The sequence below is a fragment of the Actinopolyspora mortivallis genome, from assembly GCF_003001495.1.
Lineage (GTDB): Bacteria > Actinomycetota > Actinomycetes > Mycobacteriales > Pseudonocardiaceae > Actinopolyspora > Actinopolyspora mortivallis_A.
Map to the genome: position 1 here is coordinate 38,114 of NZ_PVSR01000006.1, position 24,490 is coordinate 62,603.

Consider the following 24,490-nt stretch of genomic DNA (forward strand, 5'->3'; position numbering starts at 1 on the left):
CCGGGCGGCACGGACGGACTGCCTCGGCGGGAAACAGCGCCTTTCCCGGCAGATCGTTCTCCACGGGAGAATCCTTTTCCGCGTCGCCGCGACCGCAGACTAGCGAAAAAATCGGAGCGAAAAAACACCGCGAGCGAAAAAAGGAAGGACAAAATCGGAGAGAAAACGGAACCAAAAAACTTTTTCGCCTCGTCGAAACCGCACGTCCACCCGGGGAAAGACATTTTTCCGCACACCCTCTCACCCCGGTGTTGCCGGAACACAAACCGGAAATGTCCGGGACAAAACCGGAAGATCGGCGCCGTACGGCACGTTTGGGCACAGGAGGAACCCGTGCGGACGGCGCGGGTCCCGCGCTGGTGGCGGAAACGGCGTCGACGCTCACCCCTGTTCCCTTTCCCGTTTCTCCCACAGGAAATCCACCATCCGGCCACACTCGGGAAGAAGGCGATCGCGCGGTGTCGGCGGACACGATCTCGGATGCGACCAGCCGGCTCACCAGCGCCGCCCCACCGGATGTCGGGCGAAATCCCGTGGACGCCGTGGTTAGTCCGGCAGCGTGCCGAGCCACCTGAACATCTCCGTGGTGCTACCGGAGGACTCCACCTGGAACACGGTCGAGACCAGGTTCCTGATCGACGGGCGGGACGTGATCGGATTCCGAGTTCGACACCGGACCGTGCCTGGATCCGGACCTGCTGTTGGGACCGGACAGCCCACTGCTGCCCACCGACGGCCCCCGCGTGGAGGTCCGGTTCGACTCGGAGGAGTACGAAACCGAACTCGTCCGTACTCACGCCGAGCGCCCCTGGGAACGGCCCGGACGGGCCGTGGCGCGACTGCTGGACGCACGGCGGGTTCACACCGGAACACACCCGGTTCCTCATGCGGTTTCCCGTGGGAAGGGAACCCCCCGACAAGCAGGCCGAACGTGTCGTCGCGAAAGTGCGCGCCACCGACCCGCGCAAGGAGGCCAAGGTCTGCGGTGGCTGGCTTCACGGAACGTCGGTCGAACAGGAGGTCACTTCTCCGTCGTCACCATGAAGCACTGCTCCGTGCACGTCACCGAAGGCGTAGGTCACGACGTCGCCGAGCGGTTGAACACGTACTTCCGGGACCCAAACCGAGACCCCGGGAAAACAGAAAAGCCGCTGCGTGCGAGCGGGAAAGGCTTCTGTGCGGGTCAAGGACGGTGGGCGCAGCTGGGATCGAACCAGCGACCCCCTGCTTGTAAGGCAGGTGCTCTTCCGCTGAGCTATGCGCCCTCGGCGATGGCCGACCCACATCATACAGGCCGACCACCGCTGAGATTCACGCGGACAGTTCCGCGAGCGCCTTCTTCCAGGCCTCCTGGTCACGAGGCTCGCCCGGCTGGTTCATCTCGGCGAACCGGATCCTGCCCTCGGTGTCGACGAGGAAGGTTCCCCGGTTGGCCATGCCGGACTGCTCGTTGAACACGCCGTAGGCCTTGGCGACCTCCCCGTGCGGCCAGAAGTCGGAAAGCAGCGGGAAGGTGTAGCCCTCCTGCTCGGCCCACGCCTTGAGCGCGAACGGGGAGTCGACCGACACCCCGAGAACCTGCACCCGGTCGTTCTGGAACTCGCCGAGGTCGTCACGGACCTGGCACAGTTCGCCCTGGCAGACCCCGCTGAAGGCGAACGGGTAGAAGACCAGCAGCACGTTCTTGTCGCCCCGGAAGTCGGACAGCGACACCTTCTCCTTGTTGTAGTCCGGCAGCGTGAAGTCCGGCGCTGCGGCACCGACCTCGAGCGTCATGCGCCCATACCTCCGTAAGACGACGGTGTTGCGGCGCCGAACCTACACCGCTTCGCCGGAAACGCGCACCGGCAGTCGGACGACCACCGGTGCGCGCCGCGGTCACTTCTTGGTCTTGGCGGGCTTGCGGTAGGCCAACCGGGTTCCGGTCCACCCCTCGCCGACACTCAGATTGGAAGTCTGGGCCAGATTGGACGTGGCAGCGGCCTCCGCGATGTCACTGGGCTCCACGTGTCCCTCACGCCCCGTCTTGGGCGTCAGCACCCAGATGACACCGTCGTCGGCCAGCGGCGTCATGATGTCGAGAAGTGTGTCCGTCAGGTCGCCGTCTTCGTCACGCCACCACAGCAAGACGACATCGACCACTTCGTCGGCATCCTCGTCGAGCAGCTCGGCGCCACACCGCTGCTCGATCGCTTCTCGGACGGTGTCATCGACATCCTCGTCCCAGCCGATTTCCTGCACCACCATGTCGGGCTCGATATCGAGCTTTTCGGCGACGTCGGTTGTGTTCCTACCGGCGTCTTCCGCGGCGACCACGGCTTTCTCACTCCTCCAATTCCCATGTGCGCGAGACGGTCGCCCCACGCACGGACAAGTTTGCACGATCTTGTCGACAGCGAACACCGTCAACGCCTCCCGGCGCAACCACGGATCGCCCGACATCGCACGTCAACACTCCCAGTGACCCTCGCGAGCGCGACACCCACCCCCGGAGAACAGGGGCCTCAGCCCCGGTCCTCTCACGCACGGGCGGTCCGGGTGCCTCCCGTGTCCACCGGACACCACCGATCCCGCGAGTGCCGCAGGGCTCGTCACGGTTCACGCCACGAGACTGACGGCACTTCGGCACACACACAACCCGGTCTCGGACGTACCGGCCGGTAACTGTGACGGTTCGCGCACGCCGGTCCAGTATGGGAGACGATGAACCGACCACGGGCCACACCGGCCCGGAGAACGCGCACCACGTCTTCGAGGAGAGTCCTTTGTCCCCGCACAACAGCGACACCGGCGGCGCGAACTCACCCCAACGAGTGCGGGTCATCCGAAACGGGTTGCCGGCGCAGCTTCCGGACATCGACCCGGAGGAAACCGAGGAGTGGCTCGAATCCTTCGACTCGGCGCTGTCCTCGGGTGGGAAACAACGCGCCCGATACCTGATGCTGCGCCTGCTCCAACGAGCGGGCGAACAGGGGGTCGGGGTGCCCTCGTTGACCGGGACCGACTACGTCAACACCATTCCCACCGAACTCGAACCCTGGTTCCCCGGGGACGAGGAAACCGAACGACGCTACCGGGCGTGGATGCGCTGGAACGCGGCCGTGATGGTCCACCGCGCCCAGCGTCCCGGCATCGGCGTCGGGGGGCACATCTCCTCCTTCGCGTCCTCGGCCAGCCTCTACGAGGTCGGGTTCAACTGGTTCTTCCGCGGCAAGGACCACCCGGGAGGAGGTGACCACCTCTACGTCCAGGGACACGCCTCCCCCGGGATCTACGCGCGCGCCTTCCTGGAGGGACGGCTCTCGGCACAACAGCTCGACGGTTTCCGCCAGGAGTACTCGCACGCCGGGGAGGGCGGGGGGCTGCCCTCCTACCCGCACCCCAGGCTGATGCCGGGCTTCTGGGAGTTCCCCACCGTGTCCATGGGGCTGTCACCGATGAACGCGATCTTCCAGGCACGGTTCAACCGTTACCTGCGGGACCGGGGGATCCGCGACACCAGCGACCAGCACGTCTGGGCCTTCCTCGGCGACGGGGAGATGAACGAGCCGGAGTCCCGGGGACTGCTGCAGGTCGCCGCGAACGAGGGTCTCGACAACCTGACCTTCGTGGTCAACTGCAACCTCCAGCAGCTGGACGGCCCGGTGCGGGGCAACGGAAAGATCATCCAGGAGCTGGAGGCGTTCTTCCGCGGAGCGGGCTGGAACGTCATCAAGGTCATCTGGGGACGCGAGTGGGACGCGCTGCTACACGCCGACCGGGACGGGGCCCTGGTCAACCTGATGAACACCACCCCGGACGGGGACTACCAGACCTACAAGGCCAACGACGGCGCCTTCGTGCGCGAACACTTCTTCGGCCGGGACCCGCGCACCAAGGAGATGGTCAGCAACTACACCGATGACCAGATCTGGGGCCTGCGCCGGGGCGGGCACGACTACCGCAAGATCCACGCCGCCTACAAGGCGGCGCTGGAACACCACGGCCAGCCCACGGTCATCCTCGCCAAGACGATCAAGGGCTACGGGCTCGGCGCCCACTTCGAGGGACGCAACGCCACCCACCAGATGAAGAAGCTCGGGCTCGACGACCTCAAACTGTTCCGGGACAGTCTGCGCATCCCCCTTTCGGACGCCCAGCTCGAACAGGACCCCTACCTGCCGCCCTACTACCACCCGGGCAGTGACGCGCCCGAGATCCAGTACCTGCGACAGCGCAGGGAACGACTCGGCGGCTACCTGCCGGAGCGCCGGACACGTTCCAAGCCGCTGGTACTTCCGGGTGACAGGGTCTACGACGTGGTCCGCCAGGGCTCCGGCAAGCAGGAGGTCGCCACGACCATGGCGTTCGTCCGTCTGCTGAAGGAACTCGCCAAGGACTCCGAGATCGGCCCGCGCCTGGTTCCGATCATCCCGGACGAGGCCCGCACCTTCGGGATGGACTCGATGTTCCCCTCCCAGAAGATCTACAACCCCGCCGGGCAGACCTACACCCCGGTGGACTACCAGTTGATGCTCGCCTACCGGGAGAGCGACCGGGGACAGATCCTGCACGAGGGCATCAACGAGGCCGGATCGGTCGCCTCGTTCACGGCGGCGGGGACCAGTCACGCCACCCACGGCGAGCCCATGATCCCGGTCTACATCTTCTACTCGATGTTCGGGTTCCAGCGCACGGGGGACGGCCTGTGGGCGGCAGGGGACCAGATGGCCCGAGGGTTCCTGCTGGGGGCCACGGCGGGGCGCACCACCCTGGTCGGGGAAGGGCTGCAACACGCCGACGGGCACTCCCCCCTGCTGGCGGCCAGCAATCCGGCCGTGGTCTCCTACGACCCCGCCTGGGCCTTCGAAGTGGCCCACATCGTGCGGGACGGTCTGCGCCGGATGTACGGGCAGCCGCAGGAGAACGTCTTCTACTACCTCACCGTCTACAACGAGCCCTACCAACAGCCGGCCGAACCCGAGGGACTGGACGTGGAGGCGCTGCTGCGGGGGATGTACCGCTATCTCCCGGCCGAGGAGGACACCGGGCTCCGGGCTCAGCTGCTGGTATCCGGGGTGGCCATGCCCGAGGCACTGCGCGCGCGGGAGATGCTGCTCTCCGACTGGGGGGTGGCGGCCGACGTGTGGTCGGTGACCTCGTGGACCGAGCTACGCCGCGAGGCCGAACGGGCGGACCGGGCCGAGCTACTCACCCCCGGGGAACCGACCGGCAAACCCCACGTCACCCGGATGCTTGAGGGACAACCGGGGCCGGTGGTCGCGGTCAGCGACTGGATGCGTGCCGTTCCCGACCTCATCCGGCCCTGGGTTCCCGGGGAGATGACCACTCTCGGCGCGGACGGGTTCGGGTTCTCCGACACCCGACCGGCGGCGCGCCGGGTCTTTTTGGTCGACGCCGAGTCGACGGTGGTCGCCACCCTGGCCGCACTGGCCGGGCGCGGTGAGGTCGACCGTTCCACCGTCACGGAGGCGGCGGCCCGGTACCGCATAGCCGACCCCCAGGCGGCGGGACCGCAGCGCTCCGAGTCCGGCGACGCCTGAACCCCCGGCCACGGCGTGCGGTGACGGACCGCACGTCGTGGCCCACCGTCGCTCACACGGCCACGGAGTTCGCGCGGGAGCCGCGGTGGGCACGGCGCCTCCGTTCCACGCGGCGCCAGCCGAACCAACCGTGCAGCACCAGCCCCGCGAACACCACGTAGACGACGGCGCTGAACCACAGTCCCGACATGATCTGCAGCGGCACGCTGATCGCGTCCACGGCCAGCCAGACCAGCCAGAACTCGACGAACCCCTTGGCCTGCGCCCAGAACGCCACCAGCGTGCCGACGAAGATCCAGGCGTCGGGCCAGGGGGCCCAGGAAACGTCCAGCGCCGCGAACACGGTTCCGCACAGCCCCACACCGGCCAGGAACACCGCCGTCGTGCCCACCCGCTGCCGGTTCGTGCCGTGGCGGACGGCGACGCCGTGCACCGCGTCCCGTCCCCGTCGCCAGGCCCACCAGCCGTACACCGAGATCACCATGATCAGTACCTGTCTGGTGGCCATCCCACCGAGTTCCGCTCCGGCGTACACGAGGAAGAGCAGCACGGTGGCCGTTATCTGCACCGGCCAGGTCACCAACGCGCGCAGTCGAGCCAGAAACACCACTGCCAGGGCGGCGAGCTGGCCCACGAGCTCGGCCCAGGACACAGACTGTCCGAGCACGACGATCCCGTGCCGGAGCGGCCACCCGGCGATCTCCTCCATCACACTCCTTCCCCGCCCGGAACGGGACGTGGCGGACAGCGGCGTCTCCCGGCGGCCCCGTGCCGCACCCGGGTGCGCGTACTCCCCACACCGCGCCCTCACCCGGAAACCACCGGCGGAACGCACGGTCGCCGTGCCACCCTAGCCCGGCCACGGCTCCCCTCCGCGCGAACCGGTCCACAGGTGCCCCTCCCGGACAACCACACGACACCGTCCGCCCTTCCGTGAGGAGAGCAACGACTCGTCGCCTTCGCGAAGGATCCACGCGTAGACTCGGCGACACGTCCCGCTCCACGGCACGACGGCCGCCGAGCGCTCTTTTCCGGACCGCGGACCGCCGCGGAACGTACCGCAGCGTCCCCGCCGACCGCGTCTCGTCATCCAGGGGAGAAGCAGGTGAACGACACCGACCGGGCCATACTCGCCTTCGAGAGCGAGTGGTGGCGACATACCGGGACCAAGGAACGGCTCATCGAGGAGCGGTTCGGGCTGTCCGCCACCCGCTACTACCAGCGACTGAACCGGCTGCTGGACGAGCCGGAGGCCCTGGACCAGGAACCGGCACTGGTCACCAGACTGCTGCGGGTGCGCGACCGCCGGTTCCCCGATCCGGCCGGAACCGACGCCCGACGCACCGCCGACGAGGATCCGGGGACCTCCCGCGACTGACCCCTCCCGCGAACGCCGCTTCCGCCACCTGCCCGAACGGCATCGCCGGAACGTGCGAGGCTGGTGACCATGCAGGCCGCCGACGACGAGAACAACGGCGCCCACCGGACGAGCACCGAACTTTCGGCCGGCACGCTGCGTCGGCTGGAACGGGCCTCCGGAGGACTGGCCACCGCCAGTATCAGCGCCATGGAACGACGGCTTCCGTGGTTCTCCCGACTCCCCGCCGACCAGCGCTCCAACGTGCTGCTGGTCACCCAGACCGGCGTGTCCAACTTCGTCTCCTGGTTGCAGGACCCCACCGAGGCCATCCGGCTCACCGCTGAGGCGTTCCGTGCCGCTCCCCGCGACCTGCCGCGCTGGGTGAGCCTGCGCCAGACGCTGGAGATGGTGCGCACGGCCATCGACGTGTTCGAACAGCAGCTGCCCGACCTCGCCGAGAACGACTCCGAGCGGGTGCTGCTGACCGAGTCGATCCTGCGTTACACCCGGGAGATCGCCTTCGCCGCGGCCACCTCCTACGCGGCCGCCGCCGAGGCGCGCGGGGCCTGGGACGCCCGGCTGGAGGCCCTCGTGGTCGACGGGATCGTTCGGGGGGACGCGGAGGAGTCCCTGCTCTCCCGGGCCGCCGCGCTGGGGTGGGAACCCTCCTCGGAGGCCACCGTCATGGTGGGCAGCGCTCCCTCCGACGATCCGCCGAGCATCGTCTACCAGGTACGCAGCAGGGCGGCCCGCGCCGGCCGCTCGGTGCTGCTCGGGGTGCAGGGAAGCAGGCTGGTGGTCGTGTTCGGCAAGGCCTCGGACGGTCGCGCCGTGCGGGACCCCGCGAGTGTGCTCGCGGAGGCCTTCGGCGAGGGACCGGTGATCGTCGGTCCCACGGTCGAGAGTCTGGCCGAGGCGCACCGCTCGGCGGGGGACGCGATGTCGGGGCTGCGTGCCGTGGTGGCCTGGCCGGAGGCACCGCGTCCGGTGGCCTCGGAGGACCTGCTTCCGGAACGGGCCCTGGCCGGTGATCCGGAGGCGGAGCGACTTCTGGTCGAGGGGATGGTACTGCCGCTGACCGACGCGGGCGGGGCGCTCATGGAGACGCTGAACACCTATCTGGAGGTCGGCGGGGTCCTGGAGAACTGTGCGCGCAAGCTCTACGTGCATCCGAACACGGTCCGCTACCGGCTGCGCCGCATCTCCGAGATCACCGGCCGCACTCCCTCCAGTCCGCGCGGAGCACACACGCTGCGTGTCGCGCTGGGGGTGGGGCGGCTCGCCAAGGCCCGCGGCCTGTGGTGAGACCCGCGCGGGACACCCGTTCGGCGGGCTTGGCTCCACACCGTGGGACTCTGTAGGGTCGCTCACACCGTGCGGAGGCGAGTCCGTTTTGTTCCGTCCCGCCCCTGGCGACGAAGAATCCGGGGCCGGGATCGCCCGGGAAGACACCTCCACCACACTGTTTTTGTAGGGTTCCCACAAAAAATCAACGCTGACTTCGTGGGTGCCAGCATCACGTACCCCCGGCCGGAACATGTTCAGTGTTGAGTGTGATCGCGCTGCTAGCTCCAGGACAGGGTGCCCAGGCACCCGGAATGCTCCAACCGTGGCTGGAACTGGACGGAACAGAGCAACGTCTGACCGAGTGGTCCGAGATCACCGGTCTGGACCTGCTCCGGCTGGGGACCACCGCGGACTCCGACGAGATCAGGGACACCTCCGTGACCCAGCCTCTCGTGGTCGCCAACGCACTGCTCGCGGCCGAGCGACTGCGGAAGGACCACGGCGAGCTTCCGCCGGACCTGCCCGTGGCGGGCCATTCCATCGGGGAAGTGGCCGCCGCCGCGCTGGCCGAGGTCCTCGAACCCGCCGAGGCCATGTCACTGGCCGCGGTGCGCGGCAGGGAGATGGCCGCCGCCTGTGCCCTGGAACCGACCGGGATGGCGGCCGTGCTCGGCGGTGACCGGGAGAGCGTGCTCGCCCGGTTGGAGGAACTCGACCTGCGCGCGGCCAACCACAACGGGTCCGGGCAGATCGTCGCGGCGGGACGCACGGACAACCTGAACAAGCTCGCCGCCGAACCCCCCGAAGGCAGTCGGGTACGCCCTCTGGAGGTCGCCGGCGCCTTCCACACCGAGTTCATGGCCCCGGCCCGCGAAGCCATGGAGGCCCACGCGAAGGAACTCTCCCCCTCCGACGCCCGGAGGCCGATGCTGTCCAACGCCGACGGGGCGGCGGTAACCGACGGAGCCGAGATCCTGCGCCGACTCGTGGCTCAGGTCACCGAACCGGTCCGTTGGGACGCGTGCATGGCCACGCTCGCCGAACACGGTGTGCACTCCGTGATCGAACTTCCCCCGGCGGGAGCCCTGGCGGGCATGGTGCGCCGGGAACTCAAGGGAACCAACACGGTTGCCGTGAAGACCCCCGCCGAACTGGACAAGGCCGGGGAGACGCTGTCCTCCCACGGCCGGACCGATTCGGAGAGCGATTCGTGAGCAACACGTCGACACTGCGCCTGACCGAAGGACCCAGCGCTACACGGGTCGTCGGTTTCGGCAGCGCACAGGGAAACCGGACCGTCACCAACGACGATCTGGCACGCATCGTGGACACCAGCGACGAGTGGATCCAGCAACGCGTTGGCATCGTCAGCCGCAGGCTCGGCGAGGACGACCAGACCGTCGTGAACATGGCGGTGGAGGCGGGCTCCAAGGCGGTCGCCGACGCCGGGCTCTCCCCGGCCGAAGTGGACCAGGTGATCATCGCGACCTGCACCATGCCCGGGCCGATCCCCAACGCCGCCGCCCAGGTGGCCGACCGGATCGGCATCAAGGCTGCCGGGGCCTTCGACCTCAACGCGGCGTGTGCCGGGTTCTGCTACGCGCTGAACACCGCCTCGGACCTCGTGCGGGCCGGATCGGCGCGCAACGTCCTGGTGATCGGCGCCGAACGCTTCCAGGAGTGGCTCGACTGGCAGGACCGGGCGAACTGCATCATCTTCGCGGACGGTGCCGGGGCCGCCGTGGTCTCCCCCGCGGAGGAGCCGGCCATCGGCCCGGCGGCCCTCGGCAGCGCGGGGGACATGGTGGACACGATCTACCTGCGGGAGAACCGTTACATTTACCAGGAGGGGCAAACCGTCTTCCGCTGGGCCACCTCGGAAGTAGCCCCGGTCGCCGCCCGTGCGGTGGAACAGGCCGGTCTCCAGTTGTCCGATGTGGATGTCCTGGTGGCGCACCAGGCGAACCTGCGCATCGTCGAGGCTGTGGCCAAGAAACTGCGTTCCCGGGGAGCCCGTGACGATCTCGTGGTGGCCCGTGACATCGTGCATTCCGGCAACACGTCGGCCGCGTCCATTCCGCTGGCGATCGACCACATGCGTTCGGCGGGAGAGATAAACAGCGGTGACGTGCTGCTGCTGGTCGGCTTCGGGGCAGGACTGTCCTACGCGGGCCAGGTGATCATCTGTCCGTGAACACCGGCTCCCCGGGAACCGCTCCCGGAAACGGAGCACCGATCCAGTCGGAACAGGAAGGAAACAAGGTGGCGAACGAGGAAATCACGCAGGGCCTGGCGAGCATCGTCGAGGAGGTCGCCGGAGTCGACGCCGAAGAGGTCTCGGTCGAGAAGTCGTTCGTCGACGACCTGGACATCGACTCGCTGTCGATGGTGGAGATCGCCGTGCAGGCCGAGGACAAGTTCGGGGTCAAGATTCCCGACGACGAACTGGCCAACCTCAAGACCGTGGGCGATGCGGTGGACTACATCGTCAAGAACGCATGACGGTAAACGACGTTGTGATCACCGGGATGGGCGCGACGACTCCGCTCGGCGGGGACGTCGCGTCCACCTGGGACGGTTTGCTGAACGGTGCCAGCGGCGGCCGTCCGCTGGAGGAGGACTGGGTCGACACCTACGACCTTCCCTCCCGCATCGCGGCGCCGCTCGCTGTGGAGCCCTCCGAGGTACTCCCCCGGGTCCGGCTGCGACGCATGGACCGCTGTGAGCAGATCGCGCTCATCGCCGCCCGGCAGGCCTGGTCCGACGCCGGTTTCGACCTGCCGGACGAGCAGCACGAGCCGGTCGACCCCGAGCGGCTGGGAGTCTCCATCGGCACCGGGATCGGCGGGCCCAACACGCTGCTCGAACAGCACGACCTGCTGAAGTCGCAGGGGTTGCGCAAGGTCTCGCCCCTGACCGTGCCGATGCTGATGCCCAACGGGCCCGCGGCACACGTGAGCATCGAGCTCCGGGCCCGGGCGGGTGTGCACTCCCCCGCCTCGGCCTGTGCCTCCGGGGCCGAGGGGCTGGCCAAGGCACTGGACATGATCCGTTCCGGGCGCGCCGACGTGGTGGTCGCGGGCGGGGCCGAGGCGTGTATCCGGCCGATCACCGTGGCCGGTTTCTCCCAGTCCCGCACGTTGAGCACCCGCAACGACGATCCGGAGGGTGCCTCCCGGCCGTTCGACGCCGCTCGGGACGGCTTCGTGATGGGTGAGGGATCCGGTGTGGTGGTCCTGGAGAGCGCCGAACACGCCGCGGCGCGCGGCGCGCGGGTGTACGCCCGGCTCGCCGGGGCCGGTATCACCTCCGACGCCTACCACATCACCGGTAACCACCCGGACGGTCTCGGGCAGGTCAACGCGATCAACGAGGCCATCGGCTCGGCGGGACTGTCCACCACGGACGTGGAACACGTCAACGCCCACGCCACCTCCACAGTGGTCGGCGACGTGGGGGAAGCGGCCGCCGTGCGCAAGGCGCTCGGGGATCACGTGCTGCTCACGGCCCCCAAGGGGGCGCTGGGGCACCTCGTCGGCGGAGCCGGCGCGGTGGAGAGCATCATCACGGTGCTCTCGCTGTACCACGGGGTGATCCCGGCCACGAGGAATCTCGAGGAGCCCGATCCGAAGGTCGAACTCGAAGTGGTCGCGGGCGAGCCGAGAACGAAGCGGTTGACCGCCGCGGTCAACGACTCGTTCGGCTTCGGCGGTCACAACGTCGCGCTGGCCTTCACCCGGGCGTGAGCGTCTCCGGGAGAGCAGGGTCGGTTGCGGACGCCGTCGTTCTCCGGCGGCGTCCGCACACCACCTCCCGAACGAGGGCTCCCGCCAGCGAAAGCCGCGTCGGCACCGTCGGGGACGGTCCCCGGCAACACCACCCACGTATCCAGCATCGGAGTATCCCGTGACAGCGCTTGCCTCCCACACCGAAACACCGGATGTCGACTGGGACCCGCGTGACCCCGAGCTGCGGCTCTCCCAACTGTTGGACGCCGACTCCCTGACATTCCTGCACGACAGGGACGACAGCGGTGCCCTCGCGGTGCGGGGCCGCATCGAGGGCAGTCCGGTGATCGCCTACTGCACCGACGGAACGGTGAAGGGCGGGGCCATGGGCTCGGCGGGGTGCGGCCACATCGTGGCGGCCATCGACACCGCCCTGGAGGAGGGAGTTCCGGTCCTGGGGGTGTGGCACTCGGGTGGCGCGCGCCTGCCCGAAGGGGCCGAGGCACTGGACGCGGTCGGCCGGGTCTTCGCGGCGATGATCCGGGCCTCCGGGCGCGTTCCCCAGATCTCGGTGGTTCTCGGCCCCGCGGCGGGCGGAGCCGCCTACGGCCCGGCGTTGACCGACGTGGTGGTCATGGCCCCCTCGGGGAGGGTGTTCGTCACCGGCCCCGATGTGGTGCGCAGCGTCACCGGCGAGGAGATCGACCAGGAAGGGCTCGGAGGCGTGGACGCCCACGGCAGCAAGTCCGGGGTGGTGCACGTGGTCGCCTCCGACGAACCCGACGCCTACGCGCGTGCCCGGCACGTGACGAACCTGATCGCGGCCCAGGGGAACTTCGATCACACGGCTACCGGCGACAGGCAGGACCTGCGGGCGCTGCTTCCCGAAACGGCACGGCGCGCCTACGACGTCAAACCCGTGATCAGGGGGATTCTGGACAGCGACCCCTCCGGGTCGAGCGTCTTCGAGGAGATCCAGGCCAAGTGGGCTCCCAACATGGTCACAGGCCTGGGACGCCTCGGCGGTCGCACGGTGGGTGTGCTGGCCAACAACCCGATCCGCAAGGGCGGGTGCCTGGACTCGCTGTCGGCGGAGAAGGCCGCGCGCTTCGTGCGGATGTGCGACTCGTTCGGAATCCCTCTCGTGGTGTTGGTCGACGTTCCCGGATACCTGCCCGGGGTGGACCAGGAGTGGGGAGGCGTGGTGCGCCGAGGGGCGAAACTGCTCCACGCCTTCGGCGAGGCCGTCGTCCCCCGGGTCACGCTCATCACTCGCAAGTCCTACGGCGGGGCCTACATCGCGATGAACGCCCGCTCGCTCGGCGCCGACACCGTGTTCGCCTGGCCGGAGGCCGAGGTGGCGGTCATGGGACCCCGCGCCGCCGTGGGGATCCTGCACCGCAAGGAGATCGCCGCGGCCCCGGAGGAGGAACGGGAGGCGCTGCAGGACCGTCTGGCCGAGGAACACCAGCGCGTGGCCGGAGGGGTCGAGCGGGCCCGGTCGATCGGGGTGGTCGACGAGATCATCGATCCCTCGACCAGTCGGGAGCGACTGGCCCGCGCACTCGACTCCGTGCCCCCCAGGCGTGGCGACCACGGCAACATACCGCTGTGACCGCTCCTGCGCGGACACACGCGAACCCGGGCGGGCGAAGTACGCGGGGCGTCAGGAAACCCCATCGCCCCTCGGGGCACGTGAGGAACGCCCGCCGTACGGGGTGTCCCGCGACGCCGCGGGACACCCGCCCGTGCACGCCAGGGGCTTTTCAGTTCTCGCACTTGTTGTGCAGCGAGCTGTCCGGCAGCCCCTGGCCGAGTCTCAGCTCTCCCTCCTCGACGACGAGCTGGTACACCACACGCCACCGCAGGCAGGTCAAGGGCATGTCCTTCGGCGCGTCCTCCCTGTCCTGCACGCTGACCAGCGACATGAGCACCCGCAACGTGCCGTCCGGACCCCGGACGATGCGGTGGACGGTGACCGAACCGTCCCTGGTGCTCTCGTACTCGTCCCGCCACTCCCCGTAGGGCTGGTTGAGACTCTTGGCCCGCACCACCGTGGCGCGCCACTGCTGGTAGTTGCGTTGGTTGATCGCGTCGAAGTGTCGTTGCAGCAGGTTCCGCACCACCGTGCTGTCCGGGTGCTGTCTGGCCCCGGGCTCCAGAACCACCCGCTGCCTCCCCGGAGGCTCCTGGGAGGACCCCGTGAACGGCGGCAGCTGCGCGGAGGTCTCCTCCGAGGAGGAGGTGGGGGAAGCGTAGAACGAGCGCGCCAACACCCCTCCCCCCACCGAGACCACCAGGACGGCGAGGGTCGGACCCAGGATCCACAGCAGGCGTCGCCGACGACGGAAACCGGTTCTCGGTGGCACGTCACGAGCGTGCCATACGCCCGAACCCGCCCGAAGGGGCGATCACCCACGCGGGGAGTCACCTGCTTCGGATGATCCCCCGCCGCAGGGCCGTGGTGATCGCGGCGGTGCGGTTGTCCACACCCAGTTTGTCGAAGATGTGCACCAGGTGGGTCTTGACCGTGGCCTCGCTGATGAAGAGTTCCCGGGACAGGGCCCTGTTCGACAGCCCCTGTGCCAGCAGCCGCAGGATCTCCACCTCACGCGGACTCAGGGCCTCGCCCGGGGATCGCAACCGGTCGAACAACCGGGAGGCCACGTCCGGCCCCAGTGCCGTCTCCCCCGCCGCGGCCGACTTCACCGCGGCACGGAGCTGTTCCGGCGGGGCGTCCTTGAGCATGTAGCCGGTCGCCCCCGCCTCCACCGCGGCGAGGATGTCCGCGTCGGTGTCGTAGACGGTCAGCACCAGCACGGCGGGCGGGTCGGGCAGCGAGGTGATCTCCCTGGTGGCGGTCACACCGTCCATCCCCTCTCCCATCTGTAGATCCATCAGCACCACCCGCACCTCCGTGTGCCGCAGCACCTCCAGGGCGGCCTCACCGTCGGCGGCCTCGGCGACCACCAGCATGTCGGAACTGTCCTCGAACATGGCCCGCAGCCCGCTGCGCACCACCGGGTGATCGTCGACGAGCAGCAGCCGGAGCGGTTCGTTCACCGGTCCCCCTCCTCCCCGAACGGCAGTCGCACCGCGACCACGGTGCCACCGCCCTCCGCGCTCTCCACGCTCAATTCACCACCGAGCAGCTCGACGCGCTCACCCAGGGCGGACAGCCCGTAGCCGGTGCCGTCCCCCCGCACCCGTCCGAGCACGGAGGGGTCGAATCCCACCCCGTCGTCGTAGACGTCCAGCGTCACCTGCCTGGTCAGATACCCCAGGGTCACCATGGCGGTGTCGGCACGGGCGTGCTGGACGACGTTGGCGAGACTGGCCTGGGCGGCCCGTAACAGCGCGATCTCGTACTCGGGAGGCAGCGCCACCGCCTCGCCGTCCACACGCAGGTGACAGCGCAACCCGGACTCGCGTTCGGTTCGGGCACACAGCCTGCGCAGGGCGTCCCCGAGGCCGGCCTGGCGCAGGTCCGGAGGCCGCAGCCCACGCACGAACCCCCTGGCCTCCTCCAGGTTCTCCGAGGCGGTTCGGCGGGCCTCGGCGATCCGGGAGCGCGCCTGCTCCGGACTCTCGTCGAGGCCCGACTCGGCGGCACGCAACAACAGCACCACACTGGACAGCCCCTGGGCGAGGGTGTCGTGGATCTCCCGGGCCAGCCGTTCGCGCTCGGCGGCGGCCCCCGCCTCGTGCTGGGAGGCCGCCAGTTGGGCGCGGGTCTCACGCAGGTCCTCGATGAGGCGTCGCCGTTGCTGGCTCTCCGCGTGGACGGCGGCGTACCCCCAGGCCATGACCACCGCGAAGACCGCGCCGAGGCTCGGACCGAGCACCATGGCCACGCTGACCTCCTCAGCGTGGATCACCTGGGTGGTGACCACCAGCCCCGTGATCACGGCCACGGCCGTCACGGCGTGAGCTCGGCGCAGCAGGTGCAGGTGCAGGAAGAACAGCGGGAAGGCGATCCAGGAGAAGTCGGGGCTGGCCAGCAGGAGCAGGGCCCACAGACCGGTCACACCCGCCAACCAGACCAGCGCGGCACGGCGTCCGTACCGGCGGTGCGGTGGCAGGGCGCCCACCGTGTAGAGCGCCGCCAGCGCCACCGCGCCGCCCAACGCGGCGAAGGTCATGGCCCCGGCGTCACGGGTGCCGAACAGCCGCGCGGTGGCTATGCCGAGCAGCAGGTAGAACCCGGCGTGCAGTGCCGCTCGCAGCACGCGCAGCACCACCGACTCCGCCGGATCGTGACCGTTCAACAGTGCGCTACCTCCTGGAGTGGGGCCCGGGGACGGCACGGTCCCGACGAGCGTCCCCGGGGGCGATCGACGGGGGGAGGGGAGGTTCCGCCGGAGGGTCGTCACGACGGGAGTCGTCGGTACCAGTGTTCACCGAAGTTCCGGAGTTCGCATCAATCGTTCGGTTGAGTTCCGAGTCAACCCCACGGCAGGAGGGTTTCGCACTCCGGAACGATGGCAACGCGGCCGCCACGGGCGAGGGTGGAACCGTAAGCCCAACGGCACGAGGAGAAAAGAGCCGTGTTCGTCGCCATCAGAGACATTCGTTTCGCCAAGGGGCGTTTCACCCTCATGGGGTCGGTCGTCCTGTTGATCACACTGCTGATCGTGCTGCTCTCCGGGCTGACCTCGGGGCTGGCCGCCCAGTCCACCTCCGCCGTCAAGGAGCTGCCTGCCACCCACGTGGTGTTCGGCGGCAGCGGCTCGGAGCCCCCCACGGAGTCCTTCGCGGACAGCTCCGTGACCGAACGACAACGTGACGTCTGGAGCAGCACCGAGGGGGTCAACGAGGTCACCCCCCTCGGAATCAGCACCGCCAGAGTGGCGACACCGGACGGTGCCGAAACCACGGTCACCGTCTTCGGCCTGCCCCCACGGGCTCAGGCGGCCCCGAACGGGCTCACCGAGCACAGTGTGGTGATCAGTCGCTCCCTGGCTGACGAGGAGGGGCTGTCCGTGGGAGAACAGCTGTCCACGGGCGCGGGAGAGCTCCGGATCGAGCGGCAGGCCCCCTCGTCCTTCTACAGTCACACCCCAGTGGTCTGGACCAGCCTGGACACCTGGCACGAGCTGCGCACGGCTCGTGCCCCGGGCACCGAGGCCCCGCTGGCGACCGTTCTGGCGGTGCGCGCCACCGACGGGGCCGACCTCGCGGCGGCCGACTCCACGGCCGACACCGTTTCGACCACGCTCGGCGGAAGCCTGAACGCGATCGGATCGTTCTCCTCCGAGAACGGTTCACTGCTGATGATGCAGGCGTTCCTCTACGTCATATCGGCGTTGGTCGTCGGGGCCTTCCTGACGGTGTGGACCATCCAACGCAGTGGGGACATCGCCGTGCTCAAGGCACTCGGCGGATCCACCCGTTACCTGTTGCGGGACGCGTTGACCCAGTCCCTCGTCGTGCTGGTGCTGGGTGCCGGACTCGGCGGTGCCGCCGGTGTGCTCCTGGGATGGTTCGCCTCCGGAGTCGTGCCTTTCGAACTGACCCTGTCCACGACGTTGCTGCCCGTGCTGGGAATGGTGGTGCTCGGCATGGCCGGTGCCGCACTCGCGGTACGGCGGATCACGTCCGTGGATCCACTCACCGCGTTGGGAGGCGGACGATGAGTCTGACCATGAGCGACATATCGCTGAGCTACCCGGACGGGGAGCGAACCGTGACCGCCCTGCGGAACGTATCCCTGGAGGTGGGCGCCGGTGAGTTGTTGGCCGTCACCGGACCGTCCGGTTCAGGCAAGTCGAGTCTGCTCGCCGTGGCGGCGGGACTGTTGTCACCGACGAACGGATCGGTCCTGGTGGACGACACCGACATCACCACTCTCTCCCGCGCGGCCGTGACCCGGATGCGGTTGGAACGGATCGGGATCGTCTTCCAGCAACCGAACCTGATCCCCTCGCTGAACGCCGTCGAACAGCTGCAGGTCACTCAGCACATGCGTGGAGTGCGGCCCCGCCGCAGCCGGGAGGACGGCGAACAGCTGCTCGCCGCCGTGGGGCTGTCCGGCAAACAACACCGCAGGCCGCACCGGCTCTCCGGCGGGGAACGCCAGCGGGTCAACATAGCGCGTGCGCTGGTGACACGGCCCTCCGTGCTGTTGGTGGACGAGCCCACGGCGGCGTTGGACCACGACAGGGGCGCCGCCGTCGTGGACCTGCTGCTCGAGGTGACGCGTCAGTACGAGGTGGCCACCGTCATGGTCACCCACGACACCGAGTACCTGGATCGGGCGGACCGGCACGTCGCGATCCGGGACGGCAGGATGACCGGTGAGGTGGTGCCGGGCGGTGGTGTGGCGGCCGGCTAGGAAGGAGGACGGCACGGTCCCGGTTCCCGTCCTCCGGACCGTTCGCCCTCCGGGAGGAACGCTGTCAGCCCGCGCTGTGCAGGCGTTCCACCGGAGGCCCCTCTCCGGCGCCACGGAAGGGTTCCAGTTCCTCGTCCCAGGAACCGCCCAGCAGCTCACTCGCGCGGTGACGGAACGATTCGGTGTCGTGCCCTTCCGCGACCAGGGTGCGCAGTTGGTCCTCACCGACCACGATGTCCCCGTTGGCTCCGGTACGTGCCCGCCAGAGCCCCAGTCTCGGGACGTGGCAGAAACGTTCCCCGTCCACTCCGGGACTGGGGTCCTCGGTGATCTCGAAACGCAGTATCGGCCAGGCCAGCAGAGCAGCCGCCAGTCGTGCACCCGTGCCGGCCGGACCGGACCAGACGTGCTCGGCGCGCAGCTGTCCGGGGGCGGCCGGCTGGGCCGTCCACCGGAAAGCACAGCGGGTGTCGAGCACGCCCGCGACAGCCCGTTCGACGTGCGGGCACACCGTGCCCGGCGCGGAGTGGATGTAGACCACCCCGCTCGTAAGGTCGGACGTACTCACTGCTGACCTCCGCCCGTGCCACGAGAGACGTCGTCCACGACCCCGAAGCGAAGTTCGACGTCCACCAGTCGATCACAACAGTCCCGGCTTCGCACGTTCCACACGCACCGCGGAACCACGACAGTTCGTCCACTGAGGATTAACGTGTTCGGGAACCGGCGGGAGGACGTGCCCGAGGCCTCGTCCCCGCACGGGAAAACAGCAGTTCGGAACGATTCCGTCCCGGGGGCGGACTCCGCCTGTGGTGTCCGAAAAGGACTTCCCTCCCCGTCGGACCCCGCAACAACTCCACCCGAAAGGGGACATGACACGCGGTGCGCAGGCCGCCATCCCGCCGTCTCACGGCTCGGGGGCACCGTGCGTCCACCTGCCGGTGGTCGCCGACTCCCGTCCCGGCACCTCCTCCGCGCACACCGGGCCACGGGAGGTGCCGGACAGGCCGACCGCCTCCGCGTCCGCGGCGGACAGCGTTCTCGGCGGCTGGGTGAAGTAGGGACGCAGCAAACGGAACACCCCGATCGCCGGCGCGTACAACGGCACCACCGCCGAAAGAGCGGCGGCCGTGACCCCGGCACGGAGGACGTCGGCGGGCAACAGACGCGGATACCTGTCCACGAACCGCCCGTTCACCAGCGAAACGAGCCACAACACGGACACGAGACCGACCAGGGACACCAGCGCCACGAGTACCGCCGGCTGGTACCCCAGGTACTGGGAAGCGAGCATCACGGCCACCCAGCCCGCCAGGGCGGGGGTCTGTCCCCGTTCCGTGGTCGCGGCCCACAACAGACCACCGGCCACCGCGAGAACCATGCCCGCCCGCTGCCAGGCCCGCACCACCCGGTCACTCCAGGAAACATCGGTGATTCCCGCCCGTTCCAACAGGTTGGTCCAGATCTCCAGGGCCGAAGGAGCAGCCTGCGGCACCAGGAACTGCCCCCCTATCCACCACAGCGTCCAGACCGAGACGACGAACGCCGCCACGTGCTGCCAGGCCGGCCGCTGCCCCGCCACCCGGCACAGCCGGAGCACCTCCCACCAGTGTGCGCCCACCTCGATCACCCTCCGGAACTCGGAAACCGCTGCACCACGAGGATCGTCACCGGGGAACCACCGGACAGTCCATTGCCCGATCAGCGGTGTGTTCCGAACACATTCGGTGAGCGCAAGTGAGGTCCTCCCGAAAAACGGGCACACCACCGGCGAAACCGGTCACATGACGGCGGTTCCGGCGGAACACCCCGAGTCCGGGCACGGCACGGAACGCACCGTTCCCCCCTCCACCAGCCAGTTCCCGTTCCTCCCGGCGGAGACCAGCATCCGGTCGGCGGCGTCGGCCGACAGCCGCAGGGGACGCCCCACCGGAGCGCCCACCTCGACACGCACCCCGCCGGCCAACCTGGTGCCCTCACGGGGATCGACCGTGGTGATCCGCACGGACTCCCCCTCCCCGCAGGAGACGGAACGCAACACCGCCAGGCCCGTCGACGTCCACGCCACACGCGCCGGACCGCAGGAGACCACGGACCTGCCCAACCGCCGGGGGCCGTCCTCTCCCGGCGCCACCGTCCGCAGCCCGACGGATCCGTCCCGGTCCTGGACCACCAGCGCGAGCCTGCCGCCGGATTCGACCGCCACGTCCCGCACCACCAGTCCCGGTTCGAACCCGATCCGACGTGCCCCTCCGTCGGAGACCACCAGCACCCTGTCCTCGTAGGCCACCGCCACCCGTTCGCCCGCGGCTGCCAGAGCGGTAACCACCTCTCCCTCGGGCACCCCCTCCAGCGGCTCCTCCGTCCGGCGGGAACCCATGGCCACGACCCCGCCCGAGGCCGGGGCGACATAGACCCGATCCCGGTCCCTGGCCACCGCGACCAGGTCACCGGGATCACCGAACTCCCGGATCACGTCGCCGGACTCCAGGGAGACCGCAACCAGGGAACCACCGCCCGAACGGACCAGGTAGCTGTCGGGCCCGATCCCCACGGGGACGGGATCCGTGCTCCACGGACCGTTCGGCACCACCAGCGCGAACAACAGGACGACCGTGGTGGCCACCGCCACGCCACTGCCCACGAACACGGAGCGGAGCACCGTGCGACGGCGCCGCCGGGCGAGCAACCGGGCCAACGCGTTCCGTTCCGGTTCCACGCCCTCGACGAGCGAGTGCAGCCCCGCACGCAGCAAACGCTCGTCCGAACTCTCCTCGGAGGCGGCGTTTCGCTCCGTCACACGCGCTCCCTCAGCAAACTCGACAACCGCGCGACTCCGCGCGAACAGTAGGCCTTCACCGCCCCGGGGGTCACCCGCATTATTTCCGCCGCGTAAGCCTCGCTGAAATCAGCGTAGTAACGCAGTACGACCGCCTCCCGCTGACGCCGGGGCAACCGGGCGAGCGCCTCGGCGAGCACGGTCCGGTCGACCCGCTGCACGCTCTCGTCCGGAGCCGGCTCGCGCTGCACCAGGCGGTGCTGGTAGCGCTTGGAGACCTGGCGTCTGCGCAACAGGGACCTCGCCCTGTTGAGCACGGCCCGCCGCAGGAAGGCCAGGGCCTTGTCCCGATCGCGCAGGCGGGCTCTGGAGTCGAACACACGCACGAACGCGTCCTGCACCACGTCCTCGGCGGCGGACCTGTCGTCCACGAGCAACAGGGCCATCCGCAGCAGTTGGCGGTAGTGCTCGTGGTAGAGGGCTACGAGTTCGGTCGTCAGCTCATCATCCATGTCCGTCAGTCCGTCGTCCGACTCCCGCCGGGCCGGGCGGCACCTGTCAACCGACGCATTCCGGCAGGAAGTCGTGGGCCCGACCCTTCTCCACGACACCCCGACGGACACGGTCACCGACCGTGCTGCGGTGCGTCCGGAAAAGCCGCGCCGGCAACGTCCCCGGAACGGGACCGTGATCTTACCCGGTCGGGAATACACACCGGCGATCACGGTTGTTCGTCAACGTGACGGATCGGACACGGACAGCCCGGGATCCGTCGGCGGGACTCGGTGCCGCCGTGTGCGAGGCCGCGCCGGAAGAGCCGTCCCGTCGTGCGGGGAGTCCGTGCCGGAAACGAGCACACCGGTTGGGAGGAAGGCGCCGTGCCGGCGCCGAGGACACATGAAATTCGGTATCTCCACGTTCGTGACCGATGAGGGGATCGCCCCCGACGAGCTGGGCGCCGCCGCAGAGCAGCGTGGTTTCGACGCGTTGTTCCTCGCCGAGCACACCCACATTCCCAGCAGCAGGCGAACGCCCTACCCCGGAGGGGGTGAGCTGCCCCGGCACTACTACCGCACGTTGGATCCCTTCGTGAGTCTGACGGCGGCGGCCGTGGCCACCGAGCACATGCTGCTGGCCACCGGGATCGCGTTGATGATCCAACGGGATCCGATCATCACGGCCAAGGAGGTGGCCAGTCTGGACCGGGTCTCGGGCGGAAGGGCGATCCTCGGGGTCGGTGCGGGGTGGAACCGCGAGGAGATGCGCAACCACGGCACCGAGCCGCGTGGGCGGGGAGCGCTCATGGACGAGCGGGTCCGGGCCGTCCAGCAGCTGTGGACGCGGGAGGAGGCCGAGTTCCACGGCGAGCACGTGGACATCGAGCCCTCGTACTGCTGGCCCAAGCCGGTCCAACGCCCCCACCCGCCGATCTACGTCGGCGGCGAGAGCCAGCGCTCGGTGGAACGGGTCGCCGAGTACGGCGGGGGGTGGTTGCCCAGGGCCGGAACCTCGGACCTCTCGGAGCGGATAAACCGGGTGCGGGACCGTGCGGGATGGCGTGTCCCGGTGTCCCTGTACGCCGCCGGAGACGATCCCGCCACGCTGGAGGAGTACGAACGCGCCGGTGTGGACCGGGTGCTGTTCTACCTCCCCACGGTTGTCCGGGACGAGACGCTGCGTCACCTCGACCGGTTCGCCGAGGCCGCCCGGAAGTCACAGCTGGGGGCGTAGCCCGTTGCTCCGAACGGCCCCGCCCCGGAGCCCGACGGAAGGCGGGGCCGTTCCCCGAAACGTCACAACGGGCGAAGAAAATCTTACTTTTCGTTTCGGTGGAACGGCACGACCGACGGGGAAACGATTCCCCGTACCGTCGTGACCGAACACACACCGGACCGCCCGTTCCGCACAGCCACGACCACGGAACAATTCGTCACCTCCTCGGAAGAATTCTCCCGAACAGGCTCGTCCCGACACACGAGGTCCGCGACCGAATACGAAACGCTACTCCACTAACACCCTGTCGCTTTCGCTGAGCGGAAGCCCTGTGGCTGAATTCGCATTCACGACTGAGAAGCTGAGTCAACCGCATGACGAGAGGGGAGGATGGAATGCGCACCCAGGTCGCGATCGTGGGCGCGGGTCCGGCGGGAATGCTGCTGTCCCAGCTGTTGCACCTGCAGGGGATCGATTCCGTCGTGCTCGAACGGCGCAGCCGTGAGTACGTTCAACAGCGCGTCCGCGCCGGAGTTCTGGAACAGGGCACCGTCGACGTGCTGCGCGAGGCCGACGTGGCCGACCGCCTGGAGAAACAGGGGCATCCCCACCACGGGGTCAACGTCCAGTTCGACGGGGACCGGCTGCGTATTCCCCTCAGCGAGCTCACCGGGGGGCGCAGCATCACCGTCTACGGCCAGCAGGAGGTCGTCAAGGACCTCGCGGAACGCAGGGAACGGGACGGCGGCCGGGTCTACTACGAGGTTCCGGACGTAACGGTGGAAGGCGTCGAAACCGAAAAACCGGTCGTACGCTTCACCTCCGAGGGCCGCGTCCGAGAACTGCACTGTGATTACGTGGCCGGATGCGACGGTTTTCACGGGGTCAGCAGAACCACCATTCCCGAAAAGGAACGCACCACCTACGAACGTGTCTACCCGTTCGGTTGGCTGGGGATCCTCGCCGAGGTGGAACCGTCCAGTGAGGAATTGATCTATTCGAACCATCCCAACGGGTTCGCCCTGCACAGTCTCCGTTCCTCCACGTTGAGCAGACTGTACCTGCAGTGCGACCCCGGCGAATCGATCGAACAGTGGCCCGACGAGCTGATCTGGGAGGAACTGCAGACGCGTCTGGGGACCTCCGACTGGAAACTGCGCGAGGGCCCGATCATCGACAAGAACATCACCGCGCTGCGCAGCTTCGTCTCGGAACCCATGAGGTACGGAAGACTGTTCCTGGCGGGTGACTCGGCCCACATCGTCCCGCCCACCGGTGCCAAGGGGCTGAACCTGGCTGTGGCCGATGTGGACCGGCTGGCTCGCTCGCTGACCGACTACTACCACCACGGGAGCACCACGGGACTGGAGACGTACTCCGAGGAGTGTCTGCGCAGGGTGTGGCGCGTGCAGCACTTCTCCTGGTGGATGACCTCGTTGACCCACCGCTTCGACGGACCGGACGCCGCCTACGACCGCAGGTTGCAACGCTCCCAGTTCGACTACCTGCGTTCCTCGACGGCGGCGGCCACCACCCTCGCCGAGAACTACGTGGGACTGGCTGCGGTCTGACCCGCCCCGCCGAGGTTCCGCCCGGCCGCTGGGAGGCCGGGCGGAGCTTCCCGCAGATCGCGCCGAGGGACTCGCGCCCGTCCTTCGCCGGTGTCGACGGACCGTCGGCGGCGCTTCGCCCCGGTAGCCACTCTTCACGAGCGCACCTCACCCGCACTTCGGGCACTTCGGTGGG

At 69.0% G+C, this 24,490-nt stretch carries 22 protein-coding genes and 1 tRNA gene; 12 read left to right on the forward strand and 11 right to left on the reverse strand.

Annotation, left to right across the window (positions count from 1 at the left end; genetic code table 11):
* Positions 1–1,193 precede the first annotated feature (1,193 nt).
* From CEP50_RS06695 to CEP50_RS06705, 3 genes are all read right to left on the reverse strand, one after another.
* Positions 1,194–1,265 (reverse strand) — tRNA-Val (locus tag CEP50_RS06695).
* Positions 1,266–1,311: 46 nt separating this feature from the next.
* Positions 1,312–1,776 carry a peroxiredoxin gene (locus CEP50_RS06700; protein ID WP_106113071.1) on the reverse strand — a complete coding sequence of 155 codons (465 nt, stop codon included), beginning with the start codon at positions 1,774–1,776 and terminating at the stop codon, positions 1,312–1,314.
* 102 nt (positions 1,777–1,878) lie between these two features.
* Complete coding sequence (locus CEP50_RS06705; RefSeq protein ID WP_019854972.1) at positions 1,879–2,316, reverse strand: DUF3052 domain-containing protein; 438 nt, start codon at positions 2,314–2,316, stop codon at positions 1,879–1,881.
* A gap of 377 nt (positions 2,317–2,693) precedes the next feature.
* Between CEP50_RS06705 and aceE the strand changes: the two genes are divergently transcribed.
* Complete coding sequence (gene aceE / locus CEP50_RS06710; RefSeq protein WP_219905359.1) at positions 2,694–5,543, forward strand: pyruvate dehydrogenase (acetyl-transferring), homodimeric type; 2,850 nt, start codon at positions 2,694–2,696, stop codon at positions 5,541–5,543.
* Between the two features lie 52 nt (positions 5,544–5,595).
* On the opposite strand, the gene CEP50_RS06715 is transcribed toward aceE, so the two are convergent.
* On the reverse strand, positions 5,596–6,252 hold the full coding sequence (locus CEP50_RS06715; RefSeq protein WP_106113072.1) for a nicotinamide mononucleotide transporter family protein: 657 nt from the start codon (positions 6,250–6,252) through the stop codon (positions 5,596–5,598).
* A 396-nt stretch (positions 6,253–6,648) separates the two neighbouring features.
* On the opposite strand from CEP50_RS06715, the gene CEP50_RS06720 reads away from it, so the two are divergent.
* The 7 genes from CEP50_RS06720 to CEP50_RS06750 all read left to right on the forward strand — a co-directional run bounded on the left by CEP50_RS06720 (position 6,649) and on the right by CEP50_RS06750 (position 13,533).
* Positions 6,649–6,921 (forward strand): DUF3263 domain-containing protein, encoded by a 273-nt coding sequence (locus CEP50_RS06720; protein WP_106113073.1) that lies wholly within the window; start codon positions 6,649–6,651, stop codon positions 6,919–6,921.
* Between the two features lie 69 nt (positions 6,922–6,990).
* Positions 6,991–8,208, forward strand: a complete 1,218-nt coding sequence (locus tag CEP50_RS20760) for a PucR family transcriptional regulator (RefSeq protein WP_181188250.1) — start codon at positions 6,991–6,993, stop codon at positions 8,206–8,208.
* A gap of 248 nt (positions 8,209–8,456) precedes the next feature.
* Positions 8,457–9,404 (forward strand): ACP S-malonyltransferase, encoded by a 948-nt coding sequence (locus tag CEP50_RS06730; RefSeq protein ID WP_181188246.1) that lies wholly within the window; start codon positions 8,457–8,459, stop codon positions 9,402–9,404.
* Positions 9,401–10,384, forward strand: coding sequence for a beta-ketoacyl-ACP synthase III (locus CEP50_RS06735; protein WP_106113075.1), 984 nt, complete (start codon positions 9,401–9,403; stop codon positions 10,382–10,384). Before CEP50_RS06730 ends, CEP50_RS06735 begins: the two co-directional genes overlap by 4 nt.
* Positions 10,385–10,452: 68 nt before the next feature.
* The gene (locus CEP50_RS06740; RefSeq protein ID WP_026449159.1) at positions 10,453–10,692 is read left to right on the forward strand and encodes an acyl carrier protein; all 240 of its coding nucleotides are present in this window, start codon (positions 10,453–10,455) and stop codon (positions 10,690–10,692) included.
* Complete coding sequence (locus tag CEP50_RS06745; protein ID WP_106113076.1) at positions 10,689–11,936, forward strand: beta-ketoacyl-[acyl-carrier-protein] synthase family protein; 1,248 nt, start codon at positions 10,689–10,691, stop codon at positions 11,934–11,936. Before CEP50_RS06740 ends, CEP50_RS06745 begins: the two co-directional genes overlap by 4 nt.
* 160 nt (positions 11,937–12,096) lie before the next feature.
* Positions 12,097–13,533 (forward strand): acyl-CoA carboxylase subunit beta, encoded by a 1,437-nt coding sequence (locus CEP50_RS06750; protein ID WP_106113077.1) that lies wholly within the window; start codon positions 12,097–12,099, stop codon positions 13,531–13,533.
* A gap of 151 nt (positions 13,534–13,684) precedes the next feature.
* Here CEP50_RS06750 and CEP50_RS06755 read toward each other — a convergent pair whose 3' ends face one another.
* The 3 genes from CEP50_RS06755 to CEP50_RS06765 are packed head-to-tail and all read right to left on the reverse strand — an operon-like array spanning position 13,685 to position 16,186.
* Positions 13,685–14,287: a hypothetical protein gene (locus tag CEP50_RS06755; RefSeq protein ID WP_258174940.1), complete on the reverse strand. Its 603-nt coding sequence runs from the start codon at positions 14,285–14,287 to the stop codon at positions 13,685–13,687.
* Positions 14,288–14,345: 58 nt separating this feature from the next.
* Positions 14,346–14,981: a response regulator gene (locus CEP50_RS06760; protein ID WP_106113078.1), complete on the reverse strand. Its 636-nt coding sequence runs from the start codon at positions 14,979–14,981 to the stop codon at positions 14,346–14,348.
* Positions 14,978–16,186 (reverse strand): sensor histidine kinase, encoded by a 1,209-nt coding sequence (locus CEP50_RS06765; RefSeq protein ID WP_106113079.1) that lies wholly within the window; start codon positions 16,184–16,186, stop codon positions 14,978–14,980. Before CEP50_RS06765 ends, CEP50_RS06760 begins: the two co-directional genes overlap by 4 nt.
* A gap of 279 nt (positions 16,187–16,465) precedes the next feature.
* Here CEP50_RS06765 and CEP50_RS06770 point away from each other — a divergent pair, with 279 nt between their 5' ends.
* Positions 16,466–17,554: an ABC transporter permease gene (locus CEP50_RS06770; protein ID WP_106113080.1), complete on the forward strand. Its 1,089-nt coding sequence runs from the start codon at positions 16,466–16,468 to the stop codon at positions 17,552–17,554.
* Positions 17,551–18,252: an ABC transporter ATP-binding protein gene (locus CEP50_RS06775; RefSeq protein ID WP_106113081.1), complete on the forward strand. Its 702-nt coding sequence runs from the start codon at positions 17,551–17,553 to the stop codon at positions 18,250–18,252. The genes CEP50_RS06770 and CEP50_RS06775 overlap by 4 nt, the downstream gene beginning before the upstream one ends.
* 64 nt (positions 18,253–18,316) lie before the next feature.
* Here CEP50_RS06775 and CEP50_RS06780 read toward each other — a convergent pair whose 3' ends face one another.
* From CEP50_RS06780 to CEP50_RS06795, 4 genes are all read right to left on the reverse strand, one after another.
* On the reverse strand, positions 18,317–18,820 hold the full coding sequence (locus CEP50_RS06780) for a DUF3145 domain-containing protein (RefSeq protein ID WP_026449162.1): 504 nt from the start codon (positions 18,818–18,820) through the stop codon (positions 18,317–18,319).
* A gap of 339 nt (positions 18,821–19,159) precedes the next feature.
* Positions 19,160–19,873 (reverse strand): hypothetical protein, encoded by a 714-nt coding sequence (locus CEP50_RS06785; protein ID WP_258174943.1) that lies wholly within the window; start codon positions 19,871–19,873, stop codon positions 19,160–19,162.
* 159 nt (positions 19,874–20,032) lie between these two features.
* Positions 20,033–21,052 (reverse strand): hypothetical protein, encoded by a 1,020-nt coding sequence (locus CEP50_RS06790; RefSeq protein ID WP_106113082.1) that lies wholly within the window; start codon positions 21,050–21,052, stop codon positions 20,033–20,035.
* Complete coding sequence (locus CEP50_RS06795; protein WP_019854990.1) at positions 21,049–21,543, reverse strand: SigE family RNA polymerase sigma factor; 495 nt, start codon at positions 21,541–21,543, stop codon at positions 21,049–21,051. The genes CEP50_RS06790 and CEP50_RS06795 overlap by 4 nt, the downstream gene beginning before the upstream one ends.
* Positions 21,544–21,928: 385 nt before the next feature.
* On the opposite strand from CEP50_RS06795, the gene CEP50_RS06800 reads away from it, so the two are divergent.
* Positions 21,929–22,762, forward strand: coding sequence for an LLM class F420-dependent oxidoreductase (locus CEP50_RS06800; protein WP_106113083.1), 834 nt, complete (start codon positions 21,929–21,931; stop codon positions 22,760–22,762).
* Positions 22,763–23,139: 377 nt separating this feature from the next.
* A complete protein-coding gene (pobA, locus tag CEP50_RS06805; protein WP_106113084.1) occupies positions 23,140–24,315 on the forward strand; it encodes a 4-hydroxybenzoate 3-monooxygenase in 1,176 nt (391 codons plus the stop codon).
* Positions 24,316–24,490: the final 175 nt, after the last annotated feature.

Bases quoted from the DNA above. Each gene is read 5' to 3' on its own strand.
- CEP50_RS06795 (WP_019854990.1), bottom strand. From the start codon at position 21,543: ATGGATGATGAGCTGACGACCGAACTCGTAGCCCTCTACCACGAGCAC.
- CEP50_RS06800 (WP_106113083.1), top strand. From the start codon at position 21,929: ATGAAATTCGGTATCTCCACGTTCGTGACCGATGAGGGGATCGCCCCC.
- CEP50_RS20760 (WP_181188250.1), top strand. From the start codon at position 6,991: ATGCAGGCCGCCGACGACGAGAACAACGGCGCCCACCGGACGAGCACC.
- CEP50_RS06775 (WP_106113081.1), top strand. From the start codon at position 17,551: ATGAGTCTGACCATGAGCGACATATCGCTGAGCTACCCGGACGGGGAG.
- CEP50_RS06700 (WP_106113071.1), bottom strand. From the start codon at position 1,776: ATGACGCTCGAGGTCGGTGCCGCAGCGCCGGACTTCACGCTGCCGGAC.
- CEP50_RS06715 (WP_106113072.1), bottom strand. From the start codon at position 6,252: ATGGAGGAGATCGCCGGGTGGCCGCTCCGGCACGGGATCGTCGTGCTC.
- aceE (WP_219905359.1), top strand. From the start codon at position 2,694: ATGGGAGACGATGAACCGACCACGGGCCACACCGGCCCGGAGAACGCG.
- CEP50_RS06745 (WP_106113076.1), top strand. From the start codon at position 10,689: ATGACGGTAAACGACGTTGTGATCACCGGGATGGGCGCGACGACTCCG.
- pobA (WP_106113084.1), top strand. From the start codon at position 23,140: ATGCGCACCCAGGTCGCGATCGTGGGCGCGGGTCCGGCGGGAATGCTG.